Source organism: Collimonas pratensis (genome assembly GCF_001584185.1).
GTDB lineage: Bacteria > Pseudomonadota > Gammaproteobacteria > Burkholderiales > Burkholderiaceae_D > Collimonas > Collimonas pratensis.
Genome location: NZ_CP013234.1, coordinates 1,511,713 through 1,529,116 on the forward strand (window position 1 = coordinate 1,511,713; position 17,404 = coordinate 1,529,116).

Consider the following 17,404-nt stretch of genomic DNA (forward strand, 5'->3'; position numbering starts at 1 on the left):
TTGTCTGCCCACGCTGAAGCGCAACCGTCCGCGTGGGCACGGGTGCCCACCCTACGCGAAAAAAAAGCCGCCGGAGAGTAACTCTCGGGCGGCTTTTTATCGTTGCAACCGTGTTTAATCGAACACCGGCGATTCCACGCCCAGGATCTTGTGCAGTTTCGGTGAGGTAGTGGTGTACTGCATGTGGATCTTCTTGTCCGGGAAGATGTAAGGCGCAGCGCCAAAAGCGGCCAGCGCGGCTTCATGGAAGCCCGACAGGATCAGCTTCTTCTTGCCAGGATAGGTGTTGATGTCGCCCACCGCAAAGATGCCCGGTACATTGGTTTCAAATTTCTCGGTGTCGACCACGCGCAGCTGCTTGCGCTCGATATCCAGGCCCCATTCGGCGATCGGGCCGAGTTTTGGCGACAGGCCGAAGAACACCAGCAAGGTGTCCAGCGGCAGGCGGCGGGTGACGCCGTCCGGGCCGGTGACCTTGATCTCGCTCAGCTTGCCGTCCTTGGCTTCATGGCCGGTAACCTGACCAACCAGGAACTGCATTTCATAGGCTTCGCACAGCGCCTTCATCTTGGCCACTGAAGCTGGCGCAGCGCGGAATTCTTCGCGGCGATGCAGCAGCACCACCGATTCAGCCTTGCCGACCAGGTCCAGCGCCCAGTCTAGCGCGGAGTCGCCACCGCCGCAGATGACCAGGTTCTTGCCGTGGAATTGGAGCGGATCCTTGACGCGGTAGAACAGCTGCGTATTGTCGAACTGGTCGATGCCGTCGACCTTGATGGTGCGCGGCTGGAACGAGCCGACGCCGGCGGCAATGAAGATGGTCTTGGTGATGAAGCGGGTGCCGGCCGAGGTTTCCAGGTCGAAGCGGTTGTCTTCGCGGCGTGCCACCAGTGTCACTTCCTGGTTCAGGTGGAAAGTCGGTTCGAACGGCTCGATCTGCTTGAGCAGGTTGTCGGTCAGTTCCTGGCCGGTGCAGACCGGTACCGCAGGGATGTCGTAGATGGGCTTGTCCGGATACAGTTCCACGCACTGGCCGCCGACAACCGGCAGCGAGTCGATGACGTGGGCCTTGATTTCCAGCAGGCCGAGCTCAAAGACCTGGAACAGGCCGACCGGACCGGCGCCGACGATGACGGCATCGGTTTCGATCACGCTGTTGGCAGAAGTAGATGCTGGTGCAAGTTTGACGGTGGTATCCATACGACGATCTGATTCCTGTTTCGGTTGAGTCCCCCAAAACGCCGTGGCCCGAATACTAGCGATGGCTGCGACGGCGATTGGATGAAAGTTTCGCGTTGATGTGGCGATAGGTGCTGCGCTGTGGCTGGGGGCAATGGCCTGGCTTTATTGAAGAGCTTGCGCTGCTGGGCATCTTGGCCGCCGATGCTGCAAGGGCGGCCCGAGGCTGGCTTAGCGCTGCAAAAACTCCAATTTGTCTTTGACATCTTTCCATTCCTCGGCTTCGGCCAGAGGGGCGATAGTCTTGGTGATCGACGGCCAGTGGCGCGACAGGTCTTCATTGAGCTTGATGAATTGCTGCTGATCCGCCGGCACGTCTTCTTCGGCATAGATGGCGTTGACCGGGCATTCGGCGACGCATACCGCGCAGTCGATGCATTCGTCAGGGTCGATCGACAGGAAATTCGGCCCCTGGCGGAAGCAATCAACCGGGCATACATCCACGCAGTCGGTATAGCGGCAGCGAATGCAAGATTCGGTCACAACGTGGGTCATAACAACAGTCCTATCTGTAAATAATGGTCTTGATGCGGGTCTTGAGGCGGCGCCTGGAGTATTTCGGGCCATTGCTTGCCCTAATATATATTTACCCAGTCGCAAAGCCTTGTATTTTAAGGTAATTCGGGTTTTCTCACAAACTGCTGTTATATAGAATCCATATAAGCAAATGTGAAATTCACATTAACGTAAAAACGCCCGATTCCGTAGTTTTACCATATTCGGCAGCGCGGCTTTGCGGTGCGGACGGATTGCTTGCGCGAACTTGCCAAACTGGCTATCGTTACAGCCTTTGTTGCTACGGATTAATTATGTCATCTTCCAATGAGGGCTCCACCAAGGCCATCTTTTATGCCTTGGGCGCCAACGGTGGCATCGCGCTGGCAAAATTTGCTGCCGCCACCTATACCGGCTCGGGGGCGATGCTGGCCGAGGCGATCCATTCGCTGGCCGATTGCACCAATCAGGTGTTCCTGCTGATCGGCTTGAAAGAAGCGAAGCGGCCAGCCAATGCCTCTCATCCGATGGGCTACGCGCGGGTGGTGTATTTCTGGGCCATGATGGTGGCCTTGCTGCTGTTTTTTGTCGGCGGCGCCTTTTCGGTGATGGAAGGGATCGAGCATCTCAAGCATCCGCAGCCGATCAGCACTCCCTGGATCGCGCTTGGCGTGCTGGGCGTATCGGTCGTGCTGGAGGCTTTTTCCTTGCGCGGGGCGCTGGTGGAAATCCGCAAGATTGCGCAAGGCAAGCCGTTCATGCAGTGGTTCCGCGAAACCCGGCAGTCGGAACTGATGGTGGTGGCCGGGGAGGATATTGCCGCGCTGGCCGGGCTGGCGCTAGCGTTTGTCGCGGTTTCGCTGACGGTCATCACCGGCAATCCGCTGTGGGATGCCTGCGGCACGATTGCGGTCGGCCTGTTGCTGATGATCGTCGCGGTGCTGGTGATCCGCGAGGTGAAAGCCATGGTCACCGGCGAATCGGCGGCGCCCGAGGTGCATGCCGCTATCAAGGCCTACATCCAGGCCGACGCCGACGTCGCCGGCGTGCGCAACCTGATTTCCATGCAGTGGGGTGAGCAGGTCATGATCGCGGTGCAGGCGGTGATGCGGCCGCAGCCGTCCGATGTGGCGCTGGTGGACGCGATCAACCGCATCGAAGCCGGCATCCAGCAGCGCTGGCCGCAGGTGTACTGGTGTTTCTTCGAACCCGACCACGCTGCGCCGGAAGATAAATAAAACATGGATGGCGCATGGCGGGTAAGCTAGAATTGTCACGTTGCCATCTCTCAGGGGATGTTTGCCATAAGCTTTGCCAGCCATACCGCCAAACGAAGATCATTATGTCGCAGCGCAAATCTGCCGGCCCTGTCAAGGCGCGGCAGACACTCCACCCATTTGATCCACGGAGGATTGCCATGACTCAGCGTTTCCCATTGTTTCTTCGTTGCGCGCCGCTGACCCTGATCGGCCTGGCGGCGCTGTCGGCCCAGGCGGCCGGTCCGCTCAGCGCACCGACCAACGCCATCCCCAACGCCGCTGCCAATGCTGCCACCGCGGGCACCAGCTTCAACAGCCTGTCTGCCGAAGACCGCAAGAAGTTGCTGGCGACCCCGGAAAGCGAGCAGCAGCCAAACGCCGCCGGCAATGGCCTGAATCTGAAAGACGATCGCCATTGCAACGAACTGCAGCAGCAAATCAGGCGCGCCCAGACCGCCGCGCCGGCGACGCAGCCGGATTTTCTCCCGCCAGGCGTTGCGCGCAACGATCCGAACCGCTCTTACCAGCAGAACAGCGCCGCCGTCGTGCAGTACGACGAACGCAGCAGGCTGGAAGCGCGTTATCACAGTGAATGCGATAGGTAAGGACACTGCCATGCGCTTCCGTTCTTACTCATTGCCGCGCTTATCGTTCATCGTATTGCTCGCTTTTGCCTGCATCTCCGGAAACGTGGTGCTGGCTGCCGAGCAGCCGGCCAATGCCGGCTGGCCCTTGCATTTCAATGTCGCCGGCGGCCGCAACAGTTTCAACAGCTTGCCGGCGACAGCGCGGAGGGACCTGTTGATTCCACCGGCGACTGAGTCGGAATCGCAGCCGAAGCACGCCCGGCGCGACTGGAACGGAGACAGGGGGCACAATTGCGAGTCGCTGGAGCAGCAATACAGGGGGGCGCTATATCGTGAACCGATGATTCCAGCCGACTTTTATCCGAACGCCGACTTGTCGCGAACCTATCCCAGCGAGTCGTATCGCTCGCCCAACGGCCCCAGGCCCGGGGTCCCAAATCCGGATAACGCGCAGCGCAACGGCACATGGCTCGAAAGTTTGCTGTCGCCCGGCAGCGTTACGCCGCTCAGCGAACGCGAGCGGCTGCGAGCGCACTACGACCGCACATGCGTCAAATGAAGCCACAATTCAGCCGCTGTTGTAAGATGCGGAACCGGTCCCGCTAGCCAGGTTTGCGCTGGCAGCCTTCCATCACCGCCCTGTATCCAAAGACCATGATCATTACTTCGCTGCTCGACACCGATCTGTATAAATTCACGATGATGCAGGTGGTCTTGCATCATTTCCCGGCGGCGGAAGTGGAGTATCGCTATAAGTGCCGCAACAAGGGGGTGGATCTGCGGCCGTATGTCGATGAAATCCGCGACGAGATCGCCGGCCTGTGCCGCCTGCGTTTCCAGGAGCAGGAGCTGGCTTATCTCAGCAGCATGCGCTTCATCAAGAACGACTTCATCGACTTTCTCAGCCTGTTCCACCTGCAGCAAAAGTACATCAGCGTGCAGCCTTCGGCGGCCGACAACGGCGAGATCGATATCACGGTCAAAGGTCCGTGGCTGCACACCATCCTGTTTGAAGTGCCGGTGCTGGCGATTGTCAACGAAGTGTATTTCCGCGCCACCCAGAGCACGCCGGACTTGGAGGAAGGACGCAGCCGCCTGCAAAGCAAGATGGCGCTGATCCGCGACAATCCGGCCATGGCTGGCTGCAAGGTGGCGGACTACGGCACGCGCCGGCGCTTTTCCCGCAGCTGGCACGAAGAAGTGGTGCAGACCCTGCAGCGCGATTTTGCCCAGCATCTGGTCGGCACCTCGAATGTCTATTTCGCCATGAAATACAACATGACGCCGCTCGGCACCATGGCCCATGAATACTTGCAAGCCTGTCAGTCGCTCGGCCCGCGGCTGCGCGATTCGCAGATCTACGGTTTTGAAATGTGGGCTAAGGAATACCGCGGCGACCTCGGTATCGCCTTGTCGGATGTCTACGGCATGGGCGCCTTCCTGCGCGACTTCGACCTCTACTTCTGCAAGCTGTTCGACGGCGCCCGCCACGATTCCGGCGATCCTTTCGAGTGGGGCGAGCGCCTGATCAAGCATTATCAGGACAACCGCGTCGATCCTTCGACCAAGACGCTGGTGTTTTCCGACAGCCTGGACTTCGCCAAGGTCAACGAGCTGTATCTGCGTTTCAAGGACCGCACCCGGGTCGCTTTCGGCGTCGGCACCAACCTCACCAACGATCTCGGCTATACGCCCTTGCAGATCGTCATGAAGATGGTACGGTGCAATGGTCAGCCGGTGGCCAAGCTGTCGGATACGCCATCCAAGAACATGTGCGACGACCAACCCTACCTGAGCTACCTGCGCCAGGTTTTCGAGATCGCCGAGCTGGACAAGGCGGCCGGGCAATAGTGTTGCTTTGTTATTTATTCGACATGGGTTTGCGATTAGAATGGCCTGCGTTTTTTGTTCGAACACTTTACCGGGAAGACTACATTGCATAAAAAAATACTTGCCATCCTGATCGCCTGCCTGCCCGTCGCAGCGCAGGCCGCCGAACTCGACGGCGCCCAGCTGTCGGCCTGGTGGGGCGTGCCGTTCATGGGCCTGCTGTTGTCGATTGCGCTAGGGCCTTTGCTGGCGCCGGCGTTCTGGCACCATCATTTTGGCAAGATTACCGTAGGCTGGTCGCTGGCTTTCCTGATTCCCTGCGCGCTCGGCTTCGGCGTGCCGATGGCGATCGCCGGCGTGGTACATGCCTTCCTCGCGGAATATTTTCCCTTCATCATTTTGCTGACCGCCTTGTTCGTGGTGGCCGGCGGCATATGCCTGCGCGGCAACCTGCACGGAACGCCGGCCCTGAACACCGGCTTGCTGGCGATCGGCACGCTGCTGGCCAGCCTGATGGGCACCACCGGCGCCTCGATGCTGCTGATCCGGCCCCTGATCCGGGCCAACGACAACCGCAAGCACGTGGTGCATATCGTGGTCTTCTTCATCTTCCTGGTCGCCAATGCCGGCGGCGCCTTGACCCCGCTCGGCGATCCGCCCTTGTTCCTGGGATTCCTGAAGGGCGTGGACTTTTCCTGGACTCTCAAGAACATCTTCGGCGAAACCTTGTTCATGTGGGTTTCCTTGCTGGTGATCTTTTATTTGCTGGACCGCTTTTATTTCCACAAGCGCGAAGAGGAGTTTGCGCCGTCGCTCGATCCGACGCCGGACGACGCCAGGCTGCGCTTCGAAGGAAAATTCAATTTCATCTTGCTGGCGCTGGTGGTATTGCTGGTGCTGATGAGCGGTTTCTGGAAGCCGGGAATCAGTTACAACATCTACGGCACCACGGTGGAATTGCAGAACCTGCTGCGCGACGGCTTGCTGGTGGTGATGATCCTGGTCTCGCTCTGGCTGACGCCAAAAATAGCCCGCGAAGGCAACGATTTCACCTGGGGACCTATCCTTGAAGTGGCCAAACTGTTTGCCGGGATTTTCGTCACCATCGCTCCGGTGATCGCCATGCTGCGCGCCGGTGAGCAGGGCGCCTTCGGCATGGTGGTCAGCGCCGTCACCGGCGCCGACGGCCAGCCCAACAACATCATGTATTTCTGGGCGACCGGCATACTCTCTTCGTTCCTGGACAATGCGCCAACCTACCTGGTGTTCTTCAACACCGCTTCAGGCGACGCCGGCGAACTGATGACCCGGCTGGCGGCGACGCTGGCGGCGATTTCCTGCGGCGCGGTCTTCATGGGCGCCAACAGTTACATCGGCAACGCCCCGAACCTGATGGTGAAGGCGATTGCCGAAGAGCGTGGCATCCGCATGCCGTCTTTCTTCGGCTACATGGGCTGGGCTTGCGTGGTGCTGTTGCCGCTGTTTGTCATAATGACCTTTATTTTTTTCCGTTGATGGCTGAGCGATGAAACCAAAGATACTGATGGCACGGGCGGTGTTCCCGGAGGTGATTGCAAGAATGGCGCAATACTTCGAGGTTGAGAGCAACCAGGAAGACCGCATTTTCAGCGCCGCCGAGCTGGCGCAAAAACTGCAGGACAAGGACGGCGTGATCGCCACCGCCAGCGAACGCATCTCGGCCGAACTGCTGCAGGCCAGCCCGCGCTTGAAGGCCGTCTGCAACCAGGCGGTCGGCTACAACAATATCGATGTCGCGGCTGCTACCAAGGCCGGCGTGATGGTCACCAATACGCCGGACGTCCTCAACGAAACCACGGCCGATTTCGGCTGGGCCTTGCTGATGGCGACCGCGCGCCGCGTCACGGAAGCCGAGCACTGGCTGCGCGCCGGCCACTGGAAACAGTGGCGCTACGACAGTTTCCTGGGGGCGGACGTGCATGGTTCCACGCTGGGCATCATCGGCATGGGCCGCATCGGCCAGGCGATTGCCCGGCGTTCGATGGGTTTCGACATGCAGGTGCTGTACCACAACCGCTCGCGCCTGGCGCCGGAACTGGAGACGCGCGCCAATCAGGCGCGCTATGTCAGCAAGGAAGAGCTGCTGGGCGCCGCCGATCATGTGATCCTGGTGCTGCCGTACTCAAAGGAATCGCATCACACCATCGGCAGCGCCGAACTGGCCTTGATGAAGCCTGGCGCCACGCTGGTCAACCTGGCGCGTGGCGGCATCGTCGACGACCTGGCGCTGATCGCCGCGCTGCGCGACAAGAAAATTGCCGCGGCAGGGCTCGATGTGTTCGAGAACGAGCCGGCGCTGCATCCCGATTTCCTGGGTTTGTCGAACGTGGTGCTGACCCCGCATATCGCCAGCGCCTCGGAGCCGACCCGGCGTGCGATGGCCGATTGCGCAGCGGATAACCTGCTGGCGGCTTTGCTGCCGGGAAAGGATCGGATGTATCCGCCGAACCTGCTCAATCCGGAAGTGCTGGGCAAGATAACGCTGGCGGATAAATAAAGTCGCTTAAAAATAAAGCTTGTTCAGGCTGCTCTGCGGGTAAAGGAGGCGCTATTGCACATGGTAGGGTGGGCACGCTTTTGTGCCCACGCTGTAGCAGCATCCGCGTGGGCACAAAAGCGTGCCCACCCTACGTACTGGCTGGTAAATAAAGCCGCTTGGAAATGAAAAAAGCACGAAATAGAAATCTATTTCGTGCTTTTCGTGTTTTTGGCAGACCGGGATTTAGTCTTTCAAGCCTTCAACCAGATCGATGTACTGCTGCTGTGCATCATCCTGGCTAGTGCCTTTCAGCTCGTTCCAGGCATCCCATTTGGCGCGGCCGACAAAGTCGGTCATGCCTGGGCGTTCGCCCTGGACATCGCCGCTGCTGCCTTGCTTGAACAGCGAATACATCTTCAGCATGGTCATGTTGTCAGGACGCTCGCTGAGTGTCTTGGAGTCGGCCTGGGCTTGTGCGAACTGGTCTTGGAGTGTCATGGGAGTCTCTTGGAAATGGAGGGAGAAAATCGGATCAGTCAGGAGTGACGGCGCCGACCACGGCGGAGCCGGCTTTTACGCCGCCTTCCACCACGGTAGAGGCGACGCTGACAGCTGCGCTGCCGACGCTGACGCCGGCGCCCACCACGCTGCCGGCCACGCTCACTACCGTGCAGCCGCCCAGCAGGGGCGCGGCCAGCAGCAGCGCCATCCAGCGTTTCATGGCGAGCAGGTCAGGCAAATTGGAAAGTTTCATCGGGCCGCGGCGTCGGGTTCATGTCAGGCTTAAACGCCCAGCAGTTCAACTTCAAAAATCAAGGTCGCGTTCGGTGGAATCACGCCGCCGGCGCCGCGTGGGCCGTAACCCAGTGCTGCCGGGATGATCAGCTTGCGCACGCCGCCGATTTTCATGCCTTGGACGCCTTCGTCCCAGCCCTTGATGACATGGCCGGCGCCCAGCGGAAACTCGAACGGATCGCCGCGGTCCTTGCTGGAGTCGAATTTCTTACCGGCGCTGCCATCGGAATTCTGCAGCCAGCCGGTGTAGTGCACGGTCACATGATTGCCGGCTTTTGCTTCGGCGCCATCGCCAACGGTGATTTCTTCGTACTGCAGGCCGGAAACGGTAGTAGTGGTCGACATGAGAATCCTTCTTAAAATTTGCTAAAGTTGTAAAATGGTTAAATATTTGCGAATTATTCAATGATGCAATCCGCAAAGAACATTAACCGGGCGTGTTCAAGCGCCCATGCTGCGTCAGGTAGTGCAGTGTAATCGAAAATCCGGCCGCCTAGCTGTGCCCGCCGCCAATCTAGTGGGAGGCCTCGCTAAGACCGGTAAAGCCATTTAAATCTATAGGTGTCATTCATGCGCGGTAAAATGCTTGTTTTCGCTTTTCAGAGTTTAGTCATGTCCGTTTTTGTACGTCGTTCCATGGTCGCCGCCTTCGGTTTCTTAGCAGCATTTTCCTCTTTTGCGGCAACTCCTCCGGCCGCTGCGCCAAGCGCTTCGGCAGCCGGCAACGCGGTGGTCATCCTGAATTCGCGCGACGCTACTATCACTTTGCTGGACCAGACGACTTACAAGGAAATCGGTACTTTCCCTGTCGGCAAGGAGCCGCACCATCTGATGCCGACGCCGGACAACAAGTCCCTGATCGTCGCTGCCGCCACCGGCAATTCGCTGCTGTTCCTGGACCCGAAAAGCGGCCAGATCCAGAGTCAGGTGAAAGATATCGTCGATCCTTACCAGATCGGGTTTTCGCCCAACCAGAAGTGGTTCATCGCCAACGGCTTGCGCCTTGACCGCATCGATATCTACGGCTACGACGGCAAGAACCTGAAAATCGCCAAACGCCTGCCGCTGCCGTCGATGCCTAGCCATATGGCGTTCACGGCAGACAGTACGCTGGCCTTCATCAGCCTGCAGGGCAGCGATGAGCTGGCGGCGGTCGACCTCGCCACGCAAAAAATCAAATGGACCATGCCGGTCGGCAAGCAGCCGGCGGGCGTTTACATGACGCCCGATAACAAATACCTGTTGGTAGGTGTGATGGGCAGCGACTATGTCGCCGTGATCGACTGGCGTACCCAGAAGATCGTCAAGAAAATCAAGACCGGCGATGGCGCCCACAACTTCCGTCCGCAAGGCGACAACCGCCATGTCTTCGTTTCTAACCGCGTCGCCGGCACCATCAATGTGCTGGATCTGAATAGTCTGGAAAGCGTCGGCAGCATCAGCGTCCCGGGCGGTCCGGACTGCATGGAAATCACAGCTGACGGCAAGACCATGTGGGTCACCCAGCGCTGGGTCAAGAAGGTCTCGGTGGTGGACCTGGCGACGCGCAAGGTGATCAAGTCGATCCCGGTGGGCCGTTCGCCGCACGGTATCTATTTCAATAACCGCGCGTCGGAACTGTGATGCGCTCCCTGTCCCCGGGCAAACTCGGCTTCGCCGCCGCGCTGACACTGGCGGCGTTGGCGCCTGCCGGGCTGGCCTTGGCCCAGCCGGCGAGCGCGCCGCAGGCTTGCAGCGCCGGCACCATCTACCTGACCTTCGATACCGGCAGCCAGTCGCAAGCGCAGTACATCGCCCAGACTTTGCGCCGGCATCACATCAAGGCGACGTTTTTCATGGCCAATGAAAAGACCGTGAACGGCGACTACACCCTGGATCCGTCCTGGGCGCCGTTCTGGAAATCGCTGGTGGCCGACGGCCACGCCTTCGGCAGCCATACCTTCGACCATGTCTACGCCAAGCGCGACCTGCCTGACGGCAAGATCGAAGTGAAGCCGCAGTTCGGCGCCAATGCAGGCAAGCTGCTGGCCTGGAGTCCTCAGCAATATTGCCAAGAGATTAAACGTGTCGATCAGCGTTTCTATGAGCTGACCGGAAGCCATATCGATCATTTTTGGCGTACGCCGGGCGGTCATACGACACCGCGTACCCTGGAGGCGGGGGGCGCTTGCGGATACAAGCACGTAGCTTGGGCAGATGCCGGTTTTTCGGGCGATGAACTGCCAAGCGATAAATGGCCCAACCAGTTGCTGCTGGAGCGTGCTCTGAAAAATCTGCGCGATGGTGATATTGTCATGGCGCATTTAGGTATCTGGTCGCGCAAGGATCCATGGGCGCCGGCGGTACTGGAACCGTTGATCAGCGGCCTGGAAAAAAAGGGATTTTGTTTCGCCACCCTGCGTGACAGCCCGGAGCATTTGCCGGGACAGGCGGATAATTTGAATCGCCATCGATGGAACAGCAAAAGTTAGCGATAGATAATGATTGATACCTTGGTAAATTGGTTTGCCGCCATCCAGGCCTGGCTGTTCGAGGCAGTGGTGCAGCCGCTCATGTTCCACGCCGGCTTCAGCGAATATCTGGAAGATGCGTTTGACGGCACCGAATGGTTCCTGATCGGCGTCTGCGAACTGATCCTTCTGTTTCTCGTCCTGCGGCCGCTGGAAGCCTGGATTCCGGTGCATGCCTTCAACGACAAGCGAGCGCGCTGGACCGATTTCATCTATACCGTGCTGTATCGCCTGGGCGCCTTTTCGGTGCTGGTGTTTTTCCTGATCGACCCCCTGGTGGCCAAGGCCACGGAGCTGCTGCACCTGGAGGGCATCAATCCCTTCAACCTGGAAAACCTGCTGCCCGGGATCACCGACAAGCCGCTGGTGACTTTCCTGATCTATCTGCTGGTGCTGGACCTGTGCGAATATTGCTACCATCGCGCGCAGCACAGCTTTGGCTGGCTATGGGGCTTGCACAGCTTGCATCACAGCCAGCAAAACATGAACCTGTGGAGCGACGACCGCAATCACCTGCTAGACGGGGTGATCCACGATGTGGTCATGGCGCTGGTGGCGCTGGCGATCGGCGTCGAGCCGGCCCAGTATGTCTTGCTGGTGTCGATCACGCGCATGCTGCAAAGTCTGCAGCACGCCAACGTGCGGATTCATTTCGGCCGGCTGGGCGATGCGCTGCTGGTGTCGCCGCGCTTTCACCGCTGGCACCACGCCATCGGCATCGGCCATGAAAGCAAGGGCCACGGCACGCTGGGCGGCCATAACTTCGGCGTACTGTTTTCCTTCTGGGACATCTTGTTCCGCAGCGCCTATTTTGGCCAGACCTTTGAACATACCGGTATCCGCGACCAGGTCGCCACGGCCACGCGGCCGGCGCGCGACTATGGCAGCGGTTTCTGGGTCCAGCAATGGCTGGGCCTGAAGCGCATGGTGGAATTTTCCAGAAAGCGGTCGCGCTGATGCGCCCGGTATTGGTAGCCTTTGGCCGGGCGCTGTTGTCGCAGCTGCATTACCGCATGCTGATGCTGACCTTGCTGCCCTTCGTATTGTCGGTGCTGCTGTGGGGACTGGCGCTGTGGTGGGGCTTGCAGCCGATGATCGACTGGCTGCAAAAGAATTATTTTGCCGGCAACGACGGCCTCGGCATTGCCAACTACATCCCGGCCTGGCTCGGCCTGGGCGTGCTCAAGACCGTGATCATTCCCTGGCTGGCGTTGTGGGCCTTGCTGCCGCTGATGATCCTGACCGCCTTGCTGTTTGTCGGCGCCTTTGCCTTGCCGGCAACGGCGCGCCATGTCGGCCACCGTCACTTTGCCGGGCTCGAAATGCGCAAGGGCGGTTCGCTGCTCGGCAGCATCTGGATCTCCTTGTCAGCCTTTGTCATTTTCTGCGTGCTGTGGCTGCTGACCTTGCCGCTGTGGCTGATCCCGCCGTTCGCCTTCCTGATCCCACTGGTACTGTGGGGCTGGCTGACTTACCGCGTGTTCGCCTATGAAGCGCTGGCCGCGCATGCCGACAAGGATGAATTGCGGGCGATCCTGAAAATCCACCGCTGGCCCTTGCTGCTGATCGGCGTCATCACCGGCGCCCTCGGCGCCGCGCCTACCATGCTGTGGCTGGGCGGCGCGCTGTGGCTGGTGGTGTTTCCTTTGCTGGCGGCCGGTTCGATCTGGCTGTATGTGCTGGTGTTCGTGTTCACCGGGCTCTGGTTTGAATATTATTGCCTGGCCGCGCTGGCGAAATATCGGGCGGCGGCAGAGGCTGCTATCATTATGGCTAAACGCGATGACGGCCAGGCGCTGCAGCAACTGCCTGACAGCTCGCGGCGTTAAAGGTTTTTGTCATAATGTTATCTATCCTCAGCTGAACGGCGATCCCCATGGCAATCGGACTTATCATCATCGGCGACGAAATCCTGTCAGGCAGGCGAGTCGATAAACACTTTCCGAAAATACTGGAAATGCTCACGGCGCGCGGTCTGGCGCTGAGCTGGGCCGAATACATAGGGGACGATCCGGCGCGCATCACGGCCACCCTGAAGCGTACGCTGGACAGCGACGATATCGTGTTCTGCACCGGCGGCATCGGCGCTACCCCGGATGACCACACTCGCCAATGCGCTGCTGCCGCGCTGGGTGTGCCGCTGGTATTGCATCCTGAAGCGCGCGAGAAAATCCGTGAACGGATCGCTGACACGGCGCGCGACGCCGGCCTCACGCTGGACTACGATACGCCAGACAATCTGCACCGGCTGAAGATGGGCGAATTCCCGCAAGGCGCGGACATCATTCCTAATCCGTTCAACAAGATCCCGGGTTTCTCCATCCGTCACCAGGGCGCCGGCGCCCATCATTTCGCACCCGGGTTCCCGGTCATGGCCTGGCCGATGTTTGAATGGGTGCTGGATACTTACTACGCTGACCTGTTCCACCAGAATCCGCAGCTGGAGCAATCCGTGCTGGTGTTCGAAGCCATGGAGTCGACGCTGACGCCGCTGATGGAAGCGATCGAAGCTGAGTTTCCTCTGGTGAAAGTATTCAGCCTGCCGCATGTGGGCGAGGGCGGCGTGCGCCGCCATATCGATCTCGGCGTCAAGGGCGAGCCGGTGCAAAGCGCCGCCGCGTTTACCAGGATGCTGGCCGGACTCGACCTGTTAAAGGCCGAATACCGGCCCGCTTAAGTTAAGTTATCCCACTGTTATCTCGTTCATCACTTTTCCAAGTCCTTCCTTCTAAACCACTGCGCAAAGCCGTTAGCGATTAACGGCGATCTGCTCCCATCTGATTGATCATCACATGTTCGGATTTCTTTTCAAGCGCACAGAGCGCGCCGCCCCTCAGCCCGCAGTTGCTCCCCAGGCCGCGCTGCGCGCGGAAGCCCGGCAGGTGTCGGATCAGGCCCGGCAGCAAGCGTTGCAGCAGGCGCAAGCCTTGAGCGAAGAGGGTGCCGCGGTGGCATTCATCGCGCAGTCGACTTTTGCCGATGCCCGCTTGGCCGCGGCGCAACTGGTGCAGTCGCAGCCGGCGCTGGAGCAAGTGCTGCAAGCCTGCCGCAACACCGACCGCCGCGTCGCCAAGCTGATGCAAACGCGGCTGGACAGCTTGCGCCAACAGCAAGTAGTCGCCGCCAAGGCTGCCGCTTGCATTGCGCAGGCGCAGCGCTTGCAGCAAGAGTTGCAGCTGATGCCGAACCAGGTGGCGGAATTGGACCGCAGCTGGGATGGCAAGGATGTGCCCGCGGATCTGCAGCAGCAATTCACACAAGTACGCGCGCAGCTGGCTGAGCGTCTGAGCGCGCAGGCGGGGTTGCAGCACGATGCCATCGCCTTGTTGAGCCAGCTGCGCGCCATGCATCTGCAAGCCAAGGCTGGCGTCAGCGATGCCGCCCCGGCGACGTTGGATGCGCTGGAAGCGCAGATGGCAGGCTGCCTCAGCCATGCTGAAGCCACGACTTTGCCACGCCATCTGGCCAGTGATTTTTCCCAGGAAGCGCAGGCCCTGCGCAAGCTGTTGCAGGATCTGCAGCAGCATCAGGTAGCACTGCAGGCGCGCAGCGAGCTGCTGGCGAACTGGGAAGGCGCGCTAGATGCACCAGATGCGCTGCAGCCGGAAGCCATGAGAAGCGCCTGGTCGGCCCTGCCAAGATTGCCGGCGGAATTGCTGGACGATGGCCTGGAACAGCGTTACCAGGCATTGCTGAAACAGCATGCCCCAGCCATCGTCAAGCCGCAAAAAGTCCAGGCCGCGACGGCTGCCGTGACAGCGACCGAGGCAGGCGAGCGTCCGCCCATCGCAGAAGCCCTGGATGGCCTGGAAAAGGCGCTCGAAGACGGCGCCTTGCAGCAAGCGGTCGATTTCGACAAAGCCCTGCGCGCGATGGATTTCAAGCAGCACAAGCCAAGCGCTACCCAGACCAGCCGCCTGACGCAGGCCCGCAGCGAACTGACCCGCTTGCAAGGCTGGGCACGCTGGGGCGGCAATGTCTCGCGCGAAGAACTGACCAAGGCGGCGCTGGAATTGCCGCCGCAGGAACTGGCGCCGGCGGAACTGGCAAAGAAGATCGGCAGCCTGCGGGCGCGCTGGAAGTCGCTGGATGTCAGTTCGGGATCGGCGCCGAGGACTTTGTGGGAAGGCTTCGACGCCGCCTGTACCGCTGCCTATGCGCCGGTGGCAGCACATTTCCAGCAGCAGGCTGAACAGCGCCAGGCCAATCAGCTCAGTGCGCGCGCCTTGATCGAGGAAATCCAGCAGCATGCGCAAAGCGCGCTGGCGACCGATGCGGCAGGAGGAATAGGCGTTGCCCCGGATTGGAAAACCATCGCCCAGTTCTGCCAGCAAAAACAGCAGGCCTGGAAAAACCTGGGGCCGATCAACCGCAGCGAAAAGAAAGCCTTGGACAACGCTTTTGCCGCTGCGCTGCAAAGCTTGCAGGAGCCGCTGGCAGAGCAGCAGGCAGTCGAAATCGGCCGTCGCGAAAAGCTGATCACGGAAGCCGGCGAGTTGCCGGCCAACCAGCGCGATACCGCCGAGCGGGTCAAGGAATTGCAGGCGCGCTGGCAGGAGCAGGCCAAGGCCTTACCCTTGCCGCGCCAGGAAGAACAGGAATTGTGGCTGCGTTTCCGCAGCGCTTGCGACGCCATCTTTGCCCAGCGCAAGGAAGCCGCCTCCAGCGCCGACGCCGAGCGGCGCGACAATCTGCGCCGGCGCGAAGAGCAGTGCGCGGCGTTGGAAGCTGCGCTTAGCCAGCCGGCGGCGGGATTGGCGAAAGTCTTGCAGCAGGCCCAGCAAGACTGGAACCGAGGCGGCCAGGTGCCGCGCGCCGCCGAGACGCAGATCGATGCACGCTTCCAGGCCGCGGTGGCAGCCGTGCAGGCGGTACTTGAGCAGAGCCGGCGTCAAGCAGCATTGGCGCAAGCCGATGCCTTGCGCGGCAAGCTGGTCCTATGCCAGAAAATGGAAGCGGCGATCGTCAGCAGTGCTGCGGCAGACAACCAAAGCGAGCCAGAATGGCGTGGCGAGTGGCAGGCGTTGCCGGCACTGGCACCGGCTTTTGAAAAAATTCTCGCCGCGCGTTTTGAACGTGCCGTGCAGAACGGCGCCGGCTATGCCGCCAGCCTGGAATCCGGCCGCCCCTTGCTGCAACAGGAATTGCTGCGCGCCGAAATCATGGCGGGCAGCGAGAGTCCGCCAGCGCTGTCGCGCGAACGTTTGCAGCTGCAGGTGGAAGTGTTGCAAGCCTCGCTCAAGGCTGGCGCCTCGGCGAAAAATATCGAGCAGCAGTTGTTGCATATTTGCGGCTTGCCGGCGCTGATGGATGACGCTGCGTTGCAGCGCTTGCTGAAACTGCTGATGTAGGGTGGGCAGGTTTTTCTGCCCACGCGTGACGGTCGACCTATCTTGGATGGCCGGTGCAGATAAGATACTCGATCTCACGCGTGGGCACAGATGCCCACCCTACGCAAAGCATCCGGGCAAAAAAATACCCCGGTGATCCGGGGTAAGCAACGATACCAGGACTACAGGTACCGAGGAGACTCGTAACCGGCGCGCTAGCGCACCGGCGATGAAACATTACTTCTTGGCAGTACGGGCAACGCTCTTGGTAGCAGCTTGCGACAGTTGGTCGACTGCGTTGTTGACGTTGGTTTCCAGTGTTTCGACAGCTTGCTTGGTGCTCTTGGCAAACTGTTCGTAACCGGCGTTAGCGCTGCCGATGGCCGACTTGACGAAAGCCACTGCGCCTTCTGCGCCTGGAGGAACCGATTTCGACGCTTGGTCAACGAATTCGATGACTTTACGCTTGGTTTCTGCGACTTGGGCTTCAGCAGCCTTGGTCAGTTCAGCTTGTGTGCTGGAAGCGATGCTGGCGAAATGACGGCCGTAAGCGATGGCTTTTTCAGTGTTTGGCTGGGCCAGCGCTGCGCTCAGCGAGAAAAATTCTTGTGGGTCTTTAGCCGCGAACAGCTTCTGGGTAGTTGCGTTCGAATCTTCCAGCGAAGCCTTGGCGGCGTTCAGGTTGAGGTCGATCAGTTTTTCCACGCCGGCAAATGCCTTGGTGGTGAAATCTGTGAACAGGGCCAGATTAGCTTCGAAATTGGCTTTGGTAGCGGCTGAAAATTGTTCTGCAACGGTAGACATGGCTTCTCCTAGGGTTCGATACTATAAATAAAACGAA

General features: G+C 59.9%; 18 protein-coding genes. 12 read left to right on the forward strand and 6 right to left on the reverse strand.

The genetic code is table 11. The features are described 5' to 3' along the window. Window positions 1-114: 114 nt before the first annotated feature. Complete coding sequence (locus tag CPter91_RS06860) at window positions 115-1,200, reverse strand: NAD(P)/FAD-dependent oxidoreductase (RefSeq protein WP_061938703.1); 1,086 nt, start codon at window positions 1,198-1,200, stop codon at window positions 115-117. Window positions 1,201-1,410: 210 nt separating this feature from the next. Then, complete coding sequence (gene fdxA / locus CPter91_RS06865; protein ID WP_061938706.1) at window positions 1,411-1,734, reverse strand: ferredoxin FdxA; 324 nt, start codon at window positions 1,732-1,734, stop codon at window positions 1,411-1,413. Window positions 1,735-2,048: 314 nt separating this feature from the next. Between fdxA and CPter91_RS06870 the strand changes: the two genes are divergently transcribed. From CPter91_RS06870 to CPter91_RS06895, 6 genes are all read left to right on the forward strand, one after another. Beyond that, on the forward strand, window positions 2,049-2,972 hold the full coding sequence (locus CPter91_RS06870) for a cation diffusion facilitator family transporter (protein ID WP_061938709.1): 924 nt from the start codon (window positions 2,049-2,051) through the stop codon (window positions 2,970-2,972). A 179-nt stretch (window positions 2,973-3,151) separates the two neighbouring features. Next, entirely contained in the window at window positions 3,152-3,598 is a 447-nt protein-coding gene (locus CPter91_RS06875) for a hypothetical protein (protein WP_061938712.1), read from the forward strand. Window positions 3,599-3,608: 10 nt separating this feature from the next. Beyond that, complete coding sequence (locus CPter91_RS06880; protein ID WP_061938714.1) at window positions 3,609-4,139, forward strand: hypothetical protein; 531 nt, start codon at window positions 3,609-3,611, stop codon at window positions 4,137-4,139. Between the two features lie 95 nt (window positions 4,140-4,234). Then, window positions 4,235-5,431, forward strand: coding sequence for a nicotinate phosphoribosyltransferase (gene pncB, locus CPter91_RS06885; protein WP_061945923.1), 1,197 nt, complete (start codon window positions 4,235-4,237; stop codon window positions 5,429-5,431). Window positions 5,432-5,515: 84 nt separating this feature from the next. Beyond that, window positions 5,516-6,925 (forward strand): sodium:proton antiporter, encoded by a 1,410-nt coding sequence (locus tag CPter91_RS06890; protein ID WP_061938717.1) that lies wholly within the window; start codon window positions 5,516-5,518, stop codon window positions 6,923-6,925. Between the two features lie 10 nt (window positions 6,926-6,935). After that, a complete protein-coding gene (locus tag CPter91_RS06895; protein ID WP_061938723.1) occupies window positions 6,936-7,946 on the forward strand; it encodes a 2-hydroxyacid dehydrogenase in 1,011 nt (336 codons plus the stop codon). Between the two features lie 225 nt (window positions 7,947-8,171). Here CPter91_RS06895 and CPter91_RS06900 read toward each other — a convergent pair whose 3' ends face one another. The 3 genes from CPter91_RS06900 to CPter91_RS06910 are packed head-to-tail and all read right to left on the reverse strand — an operon-like array spanning window position 8,172 to window position 9,068. Continuing rightward, window positions 8,172-8,426, reverse strand: a complete 255-nt coding sequence (locus CPter91_RS06900) for an acyl-CoA-binding protein (RefSeq protein WP_061938726.1) — start codon at window positions 8,424-8,426, stop codon at window positions 8,172-8,174. 34 nt (window positions 8,427-8,460) lie between these two features. After that, on the reverse strand, window positions 8,461-8,682 hold the full coding sequence (locus tag CPter91_RS06905; protein WP_061938729.1) for a hypothetical protein: 222 nt from the start codon (window positions 8,680-8,682) through the stop codon (window positions 8,461-8,463). 29 nt (window positions 8,683-8,711) lie between these two features. After that, window positions 8,712-9,068, reverse strand: coding sequence for an FKBP-type peptidyl-prolyl cis-trans isomerase (locus CPter91_RS06910; protein ID WP_061938731.1), 357 nt, complete (start codon window positions 9,066-9,068; stop codon window positions 8,712-8,714). A gap of 267 nt (window positions 9,069-9,335) precedes the next feature. On the opposite strand from CPter91_RS06910, the gene CPter91_RS06915 reads away from it, so the two are divergent. From CPter91_RS06915 to CPter91_RS06940, 6 genes are all read left to right on the forward strand, one after another. Next, entirely contained in the window at window positions 9,336-10,346 is a 1,011-nt protein-coding gene (locus tag CPter91_RS06915; protein ID WP_231880065.1) for a YVTN family beta-propeller repeat protein, read from the forward strand. After that, entirely contained in the window at window positions 10,346-11,194 is an 849-nt protein-coding gene (locus CPter91_RS06920) for a polysaccharide deacetylase family protein (RefSeq protein ID WP_061938736.1), read from the forward strand. The genes CPter91_RS06915 and CPter91_RS06920 overlap by 1 nt, the downstream gene beginning before the upstream one ends. Window positions 11,195-11,203: 9 nt before the next feature. Next, the gene (locus tag CPter91_RS06925) at window positions 11,204-12,190 is read left to right on the forward strand and encodes a sterol desaturase family protein (protein ID WP_061938739.1); all 987 of its coding nucleotides are present in this window, start codon (window positions 11,204-11,206) and stop codon (window positions 12,188-12,190) included. Next, window positions 12,190-13,062: an EI24 domain-containing protein gene (locus CPter91_RS06930; RefSeq protein WP_061938742.1), complete on the forward strand. Its 873-nt coding sequence runs from the start codon at window positions 12,190-12,192 to the stop codon at window positions 13,060-13,062. The genes CPter91_RS06925 and CPter91_RS06930 overlap by 1 nt, the downstream gene beginning before the upstream one ends. A 47-nt stretch (window positions 13,063-13,109) precedes the next feature. Further along, on the forward strand, window positions 13,110-13,910 hold the full coding sequence (locus tag CPter91_RS06935; RefSeq protein WP_061938745.1) for a competence/damage-inducible protein A: 801 nt from the start codon (window positions 13,110-13,112) through the stop codon (window positions 13,908-13,910). 115 nt (window positions 13,911-14,025) lie between these two features. Then, window positions 14,026-16,584, forward strand: a complete 2,559-nt coding sequence (locus CPter91_RS06940) for a DUF349 domain-containing protein (RefSeq protein WP_061938748.1) — start codon at window positions 14,026-14,028, stop codon at window positions 16,582-16,584. 216 nt (window positions 16,585-16,800) lie between these two features. On the opposite strand, the gene CPter91_RS06945 is transcribed toward CPter91_RS06940, so the two are convergent. Beyond that, complete coding sequence (locus tag CPter91_RS06945; RefSeq protein WP_061938751.1) at window positions 16,801-17,367, reverse strand: phasin family protein; 567 nt, start codon at window positions 17,365-17,367, stop codon at window positions 16,801-16,803. Window positions 17,368-17,404: the final 37 nt, after the last annotated feature.